The following is a 7,246-nucleotide window of genomic DNA, read 5'->3' as shown; positions in this document are numbered from 1 at the left end:
GCCCGCCCCCCCGCGCCGCCGGGCCCCCCCGCCGCCCCCCCCCCCCCCCCCTCCGCTGTCCTCCCGTGCTCAGCGAGGTGCGGGCAGGGCGGCGCCGAACGCCCAGGCCACATGGCCGTCGGGGCGTACGAGCGCCCTGCGGACGCCGGACCAGCCGGGGTGGGCGGAGACGAGGCGGGCGCGGTACGTGACGGTGCCGGACGGCAGGACGGGCACGCCCTCCCCATCGGCGGCCCCCTCCCCATCGGCGGCCCCCGGTCCGCCCTCCGTGAGGTCGAGCAGGACGTGCCGGCCCTCGCGCAGCAGCGTGAAGAGGCCGACCTCCTCGGCCGCCCCCTCGGCGCCCGTACCGTCCGGGTCGAGCGCCAGATCGGGGGCGCGGCGCCCGGTCAGCGGGTGCGCGGCTCCGCCCGGAGCGGGCGGATAGGCCACGGCCAGCCCGGACAGCCGCTCGGCGAGATCCTTCGAGAAGGCCGGTACGGACGCGATCCGCCCCCCGATGAACGCGCGCAGCGCCTGCCCCTCGGCCGAGAACGCCGTCATCAGCGCGGTCTGCGCCCGGGTGCTCTCCAGCAGCTCGGCCCCGACCGGGTGCCGCTCGTCGTGGTAGCTGTCCAGCAGGCCCGCGGACGCCGTGCCCCGTACGGTCGCGGCCAGCTTCCACCCCAGGTTGGTGGCGTCCTGGAGGCCCACGTTGAGCCCCACCCCACCGGCCGGGAAGTGCATGTGCGCGGCGTCGCCCGCGAGCAGCACCCGCCCCGCCCGGTAGCGCGCGGCCTGCCGGGTCGCGTTGCCGAACCGGGAGAGCCAGACCGGGTCGCGCATCCCGAAGTCCCGCCCGATGATCCCCGTGACCGTGGCCCGCAGCTCCTCCAGCGTGGGCTCGCCCGGTGGCGTGGTCCCGATGCCCTCCGGGGCGACCCCGACGAAGCGGTGCACCCCGCCGGGGAGCCGTACGGCGAGCATTCCGCCCCGGGGTCCCGACACGCTGAGGCCCACCTCCGCGGGCGGGTCGTCCAGCACCACGTCGCCGAGCCAGCCCCACACGTTGGCGTCGCTGCCGGGGAAGTCGATGCCCGCGGCGTCGCGCACCGTACTGCGGGTGCCGTCGCAGCCGACGACGTACGACGCCTCCAGCGCGTAGGGGCCGTCGGGCCCCGTCACCCGCACGGTCACCCGGCCCGCGTCCGCCTCCTGGGCGAGCCCCGTCACCTGGTGGCCACGGAGGATCCGCGCCCCGGCGGCGCGTGCGTGCGCCTCCAGCAGCTCCTCCGTACGGGTCTGGGGGATGGCCAGGGTGAACGGGAACGGGGTCTCCAGGGCCGAGAAGTCCATCAGCTCCGTCAGCCCGCCGAAGTGACCGCGCGGGATCCGTACCCCTTCCGCGAGGAAGGGCTCCGCGGCCCCGCGGAAGGCCAGGTTCTCGATGGTGCGCGGATGGACGGTGAGCGCCCTGGAGTGCGGGCCCCTGACCTTCCGCGCCTCCAGCACGGTGACGGACACGCCGCCGAGCCGCAGCTCCGCCGCCAGCCACAGCCCGACCGGGCCGCCACCGACGACGATCACCTCTTCCTCGGTCCCTGCACGGTTCCCCATGGTTCCCCTCGCTTCCTGGTCACTGACCAATAGCCTCGTGACGAGTAGACTAGGTCAGTGACCAAAAAGCAACCGGGCGATCCCCACCGGACCCGGCTCGACCCCGCCGCCGTGGCGGACGCCGCACTGGAACTGCTCGCGGAGAAGGGCGCCGACGCGGTCTCGGTGCGCGCGGTCGCCGACCGGCTGGGCGTCCGCATGAACACCGTGCTCTGGCATGTGAAGACCAAGGCCGGACTGCTGGAGCTGATGGCGGACGCGATCGTCGCGGGAATCTCCCTGGAGGGGCTGCCGGAGGCCGCGGAGGACCGGGTGCGCGAGCTGACCGTCCGCTACCGCCGCGCGCTGCTCGCCCACCGCGACGGGGCCGCCGTCGTGGCCGGCACGTACGCGGCGGAGCCCGCGACGCTGCGCAGCGCCGAGGCGATGGTCGCGGCGCTGCGCGCGAGCGGGCTCCCGGAGCGCGAGGCGGTCTGGGCCTGTTTCACCCTCGTCTACTACGTGCTCGGGCTGACGCAGGAGGAGCAGGCGGCCCCGGACGGGATCCCCGCCCGCCTCGCGCGGTCGCTCGCGAGCGGGGAGTACCCCGAGCTGAGCCGGGGCGTGCCGCACCTGACGGAGACGACCTTCGACGAGCGCTTCTCCTACGGGCTGGAGCTGATCCTGGGCTCACTGATGGCGGGGCGGCGGGCCGGGGGATAGCCCCGCGCCCGGCCGACCGCCGGGCCGCCCGTCCGCCGGGCCGCCCGTTCGCCGGGTGGCCCGTTCGCCGGGTCGCCGGGCCGGGCCCGCGCCCGCCGGGCGGTCGGCTACCAGGTCACCGGCAGCGTGTGCGGGAAGCGCCGGATGGTCTCCGTGTCCCATGTCAGGTCCTCGGCCCGCGCCGCCAGCCGCAGCTCGGGGAAGCGCGCCAGCAGCCCCGCGAACGTCGCCTCCAGCTCCACCATCGCCAGCGGGGCCGCGATGCAGCGGTGGCCGCCCCACCCGAACGTCATGTGCGGGGTCGCCGGGCGGTCCGGATCGATGACGTCCGGCTCGGGGAACCGCTTCGGGTCGCGGTTGGCCGTCAGATATGCGACCTGGACGTAGTCGCCCGCCTTGATCGTCACCCCGCCCAGCTCCACGTCCTCCAGCGCGATGCGCGGCAGACCGACGCCCTTGCGGAACGGGATGTAGCGGAGCAGCTCATCCAGCAGCCGGGACAGGCTCTCCGCGCCGGCGCGCGCCCGCTCCATCAGCTCGGGGCGGGTGAGCAGCAGGAAGGCGATGTTGCTGATCTGGCACGTCGCCGTGTCGTGGCCGCTCAGCATCAGGGTCATCGACATGACCGCGAGGTCCTGGTCGTCGAAGACGTCGTCGCCGTCCTTCGCGGTGGCCAGGGCGCTGATCAGGTCGTCCCCCGGAGCGCGTCGCCGCTCGGTGACGAGACCGCTGAAGTACGCGCGCAGCTCCCGCTTGGCGTCGGCGGCGTCCTGCCCCTTCTCGGCCGACGTCGACAGCAGGCTGTGGGCGTGCCGCTGCATGGCCGGCCGGTCGGCGGGCGCGATCCCGAGCAGTGAGCAGATGGTCCGCTGCGGAAGCTCGTCCGACAGGTGGCGCACCAGATCGGCGGGCGGCCCCTGCTCGGCCATGGCGTCGAGCAGCTCGTCCACGACGGCCTCGACGGCGGGCCGCATCCGGTCCACCTCGCTCTTCGTGAACGCCTGGGAGGCCAGCCGGCGCAGCCGGGTCGACCGGGGCGGGTCCAGCACGTTGAGCGATTCGGCGAAGACCATCGGCTCCGGGGTCATCCTCGGATAGTTGCGCCCCACCACACCGGCTCTGCTGAGCCGCTGATCCGTCGTCACCTGCCGCACCTCGTCGAAGTCGGTGACGAGCCAGGCTTCGTCGTCTCCGTACGGCAGCCGGATCCGGGTGACGGGCCCCCGGCTCATCAGCTCCGCGAGCGAGGGATCGAACTCCAGGCCCTCGCTGAAGTCGAACGGGCAGGTCGGGGTCGTACCGGTCGTACCGGTCTCGGTCATCACGTACTCCAGCACGGGCGCGTCGGTGTTCTGAGGGGGTTCACGGAACGGGGGATACGTACCTCCGGCCCGCCGGGGATATGCCTGCTATGGGGCTAATTGGCTATGAGTCGCCGTCCTCATATTTTTGCGGTATCGGCAAGTATGTTTGCCGGACTATCGGGCGAGGATGGACCATCTCCGGTGAACGGAGGTAGTGCACATATGACTGAGCCACACACCACGACCGAGCCGCGGCGCACGACCGCGCGGCCCGGCGGGAACGAGCGACACGGACGGAACGAGGGACAGGACGGGAACGAGGGGCAGGTCCGGAGCGAGGGACGGGAGGAAGGGGCCCCGCGGGCACGGCGGTACGAAGTCGTGGTCGTCGGGGGAGGCGCCGCGGGACTGAGCGGCGCCCTGACCCTGGCCCGCGCGCGCCGCTCCGTGCTGGTGATCGATTCGGGCCGTCCGCGCAACGCCCCCGCGTCCCACATCCACAACTACCTGGGGCGCGAGGGGACGGACCCGGCGCGGCTGCTGGCCCTGGGCCGGGAGGAGGCGACGTCGTACGGCGCCGAGATCCTGGCGGGCGAGGTCGTCACGGCCGAACGCCTCCCGGCCGGGGGAGGGTTCCGTGTCGTCCTCGCCGACGGCACCGCGGTCGAGGCGGACCGGCTGCTGGTGACCACCGGGCTGGTGGACGAGCTGCCTTCCGTTCGGGGACTGGCCGAGCGGTGGGGGCGCGACGTCCTGCACTGCCCGTACTGCCACGGCTGGGAGGTCCGCGACCAGCCGGTCGGCGTTCTCGCCACCGGCCCGCTCGCCGTCCACCAGGCGCTGATGTGGCGTCAGTGGAGCGATGACGTGACCCTGTTCCTGCACACCGGGCCGCACCCCACCGACGAGGAGTACGAGCGGCTCGCGGCCCGCGGTGTCGCCGTGGTCGAGGGCGAGGTGGTCGCCCTGGAGGTGACCGGCGACCACCTCACCGGCGTGACCCTGGCCGGCGGCCGGGTCATCCCCCGCACCGCCCTGGTGGCCGGGCCGCGCTTCACCGCGCGCGCGGACTTCCTCCAGGGGCTCGGCCTGGACGCGGCCGACCAGGAGATGGCCGGAGAGGTGATCGGTGCCACCGTGCCCTCCGACGCGTCCGGCGCGACCTCGGTACCGGGCGTGTGGGTGGCCGGGAACGTCACCGGCATGGCCGAGACCGTCATCGGGGCCGCAGCGGCGGCCGTACGCGCGGCATCGGCGCTCAACGCCGACCTGATCGCCGAGGAGACGGACCGCGCGGTCGCGGAGCGCGGGGCCCTCGCACCGAGCGCGTGACGGCCCGTACCCCCTGCCTGCCCCTTCTTCCCGCGCCCGTTCTTCCCCCGCCCGTTTCCCGTCCCTTCTTCCCACCCTTCCTTTCTTCCCGTCCTTTCCAGCGGTGACGATCCAGAGGAGCCACACCTATGCAGGACCATCACACCATCGCCCCGGGCCGGTCCCACGAGGAGTTCTGGGACAGCCGCTACGAGGGCGCCGAGCGCATCTGGAGCGGCAGGCCCAACGCCGTCCTGGTCCGTGAGACCACCGGTCTGACACCCGGCCGCGCCCTGGACCTGGGGTGCGGCGAAGGGGCCGACGCGGTCTGGCTCGCGGAGCGCGGCTGGGACGTCACGGCCACCGACATCTCCCGCGTCGCGCTGGGCCGCGCCGCCCGGCACGCGGCGGACGCGGGGGTGGCCGACCGGGTCGACTGGCAGTGGCACGACCTCTCGGCGACCTTCCCCGAGGGCGGCTTCGACCTCGTCTCGGCCCAGTTCCTGCACGCGCCCACCGCCGACTTCCCCCGCGCACGGATCCTGCGCTCCGCCGCGGCGGCCGTGGCCCCGGGCGGCACGCTGCTGATCGTCGGCCACGCGGGCTTCCCGTCCTGGGAGCAGAACCCGCCGACCCATGTCCACCTCCCCACCTCCGACGAGGTCCTGGCCTCCCTCGAACTCCCCGAAGGCCGGTGGGAGGTGGTGCTCAGCGAGGAGTACGAACGCGTCCAGGCCGGCCCGGACGGCGAGCCCGGCACCCGTACGGACAACGTCCTCAGGCTCCACCGGCGGAGCGGATCCACCGCCTGAACCACCGGCCCCCGGCCATCGGCGGGCGCCTGGCGAGTAGGTGCCAACTCCCCCTCCGGGAGGCCCGGCCCTGCTTCAATTCAGGAGCGACACGGCAGCGACACGGCGGCGACATGCCTCCGCTGCGTGTCGCTGCTGAATGTCTCTTCCGACGGTGTGTGAGGGGAGTGGCGGGGGATGCCGGGACCGCAGCACAGCCGCGGGGGCAGGCACCGGGACGGCGACGACGGGGACGACACGAACGAGGACAGCCTCCCCGGGCAGCCGTACGAGCCGCTCCCGCCGCCCTCCCCGGACGGCGGACCACCACCGGGCGACGGGAAACACCGCAAGTGACCCTCGGCACCGGCCGGGCGAGCCGCCCCGGCCAGGAGAGCCGCGCCCACCACACACTGGTGCGGTACCTCCGCGAGACGGGAGTGCTGACGTCCGACTGGGCCGAGGCGTTCCGGGCCGTGCCCCGCGCCCGGTTCCTGCCGGACCTCTTCTGGGCGTACGACATGGAGACCGGCCGCAGCCGCCCCCTCTGCCGGAGTACGGACGCCGGTGGCTGGGAGCGGGCCGCGTACGACGATGTGCCGCTGGTCGTCCAGTGGGACGACGGGCGGCACACGGGCGTCGAACCGGGGCGCGTCGGGACCAGTTCGGCGACCATGCCGTCCGTCGTGGCCGCCATGCTCGGTGACCTGGCGGTGGCCGACGGGATGCGGGTGCTGGAGATCGGCACCGGCACCGGCTGGAACGCGGGGCTCCTCGCTCACCGCCTGGGCGCGGGCAGGGTCGTCAGCGTCGAGATCGACCCCGCCGTCGCCGCCCGCGCCACCGACGCGCTGCACCGGACCGGACCCGGCCCCGGGGCGGTCGAGGTGGCCGAGGGCGACGGCCGGGCCGGGCACCCCGGCCGGGCACCGTACGACCGGGTGATCGTCACCGCGGGCGCACGGGCCGTCTCCCCGCACTGGACGGCACAGACCCGCCCCGGCGGGATCGTCCTCGCCCCCTGGGGCACCCACTACAGCAACCAGGACGCCCTCGTCCGGCTCACCGTCGGACCCGACGGGCGTGCGAGCGGCCCGTTCCTGCGCATGGTCGAGTTCATGAAGCTCCGCGACCAGCGCCTCGACTGGAGCCGGTTCAGACACCACGTCCAGGAGTTCCCCGGCGACGCGGAGGAGTCCCGTACCACCGTCACCCTCCCCGAGCCGGGCGGCCGGTACGCGACCTCCGCCTTCGTCGTGGGACTCTGCGTGCCGGACTGCGCCCATGTCGTCAACCGCTCCGCCGACGGCACCGCGCGGGCCTGGTTCCTCGACCTCCGCAGCCGCTCATGGGCGGCCGTCACCCTCGGCTGCGACACCGGTCCCGGTGGCGACACCGGCCTCTCCACCGAAACCCCCTTCGGCGCCGTGCCCCCGTCGGGGGGGGGGGGGCGCGGGGCGGGAGGGGTGGGGGGGGCGGGCGCGGGGCGGGGAGCGGGGGGGCGCGCCCCGCGGCCGGGGGGGGGGGGGGCGGTGAGGGCAG

At 74.5% G+C, this 7,246-nt stretch carries 7 protein-coding genes; 5 read left to right on the top strand and 2 right to left on the bottom strand.

Annotation, left to right across the window (positions count from 1 at the left end; genetic code table 11):
- Positions 1-69: 69 nt before the first annotated feature.
- Positions 70-1,596 carry an FAD-dependent monooxygenase gene (locus ACFXPK_RS07600; protein WP_385072744.1) on the bottom strand — a complete coding sequence of 509 codons (1,527 nt, stop codon included), beginning with the start codon at positions 1,594-1,596 and terminating at the stop codon, positions 70-72.
- 57 nt (positions 1,597-1,653) lie between these two features.
- Between ACFXPK_RS07600 and ACFXPK_RS07595 the strand changes: the two genes are divergently transcribed.
- Positions 1,654-2,298 (top strand): TetR/AcrR family transcriptional regulator C-terminal domain-containing protein, encoded by a 645-nt coding sequence (locus ACFXPK_RS07595; RefSeq protein WP_384999839.1) that lies wholly within the window; start codon positions 1,654-1,656, stop codon positions 2,296-2,298.
- A 107-nt stretch (positions 2,299-2,405) separates the two neighbouring features.
- Here the strand turns inward: ACFXPK_RS07595 and ACFXPK_RS07590 are convergent, their stop codons facing one another.
- Positions 2,406-3,620 (bottom strand): cytochrome P450, encoded by a 1,215-nt coding sequence (locus ACFXPK_RS07590; protein WP_384999836.1) that lies wholly within the window; start codon positions 3,618-3,620, stop codon positions 2,406-2,408.
- 204 nt (positions 3,621-3,824) lie between these two features.
- On the opposite strand from ACFXPK_RS07590, the gene ACFXPK_RS07585 reads away from it, so the two are divergent.
- The 4 genes from ACFXPK_RS07585 to ACFXPK_RS07570 all read left to right on the top strand — a co-directional run.
- Complete coding sequence (locus ACFXPK_RS07585) at positions 3,825-4,934, top strand: NAD(P)/FAD-dependent oxidoreductase (RefSeq protein WP_384999832.1); 1,110 nt, start codon at positions 3,825-3,827, stop codon at positions 4,932-4,934.
- Between the two features lie 128 nt (positions 4,935-5,062).
- Positions 5,063-5,725, top strand: coding sequence for an SAM-dependent methyltransferase (locus ACFXPK_RS07580; protein WP_384999829.1), 663 nt, complete (start codon positions 5,063-5,065; stop codon positions 5,723-5,725).
- A gap of 177 nt (positions 5,726-5,902) precedes the next feature.
- Positions 5,903-6,061 (top strand): hypothetical protein, encoded by a 159-nt coding sequence (locus ACFXPK_RS07575; protein ID WP_385072739.1) that lies wholly within the window; start codon positions 5,903-5,905, stop codon positions 6,059-6,061.
- Positions 6,058-7,246 (top strand): methyltransferase domain-containing protein (locus ACFXPK_RS07570; RefSeq protein WP_385072737.1); only part of this gene is annotated, 1,189 nt, incomplete at its 3' end. The genes ACFXPK_RS07575 and ACFXPK_RS07570, both read left to right, overlap by 4 nt.

It is taken from the genome of Streptomyces sp. NPDC059142 (assembly GCF_042755665.1).
Classification (GTDB): Bacteria; Actinomycetota; Actinomycetes; order Streptomycetales; family Streptomycetaceae; genus Streptomyces.
This window is presented reverse-complemented; position numbering and strand designations above follow the sequence as displayed.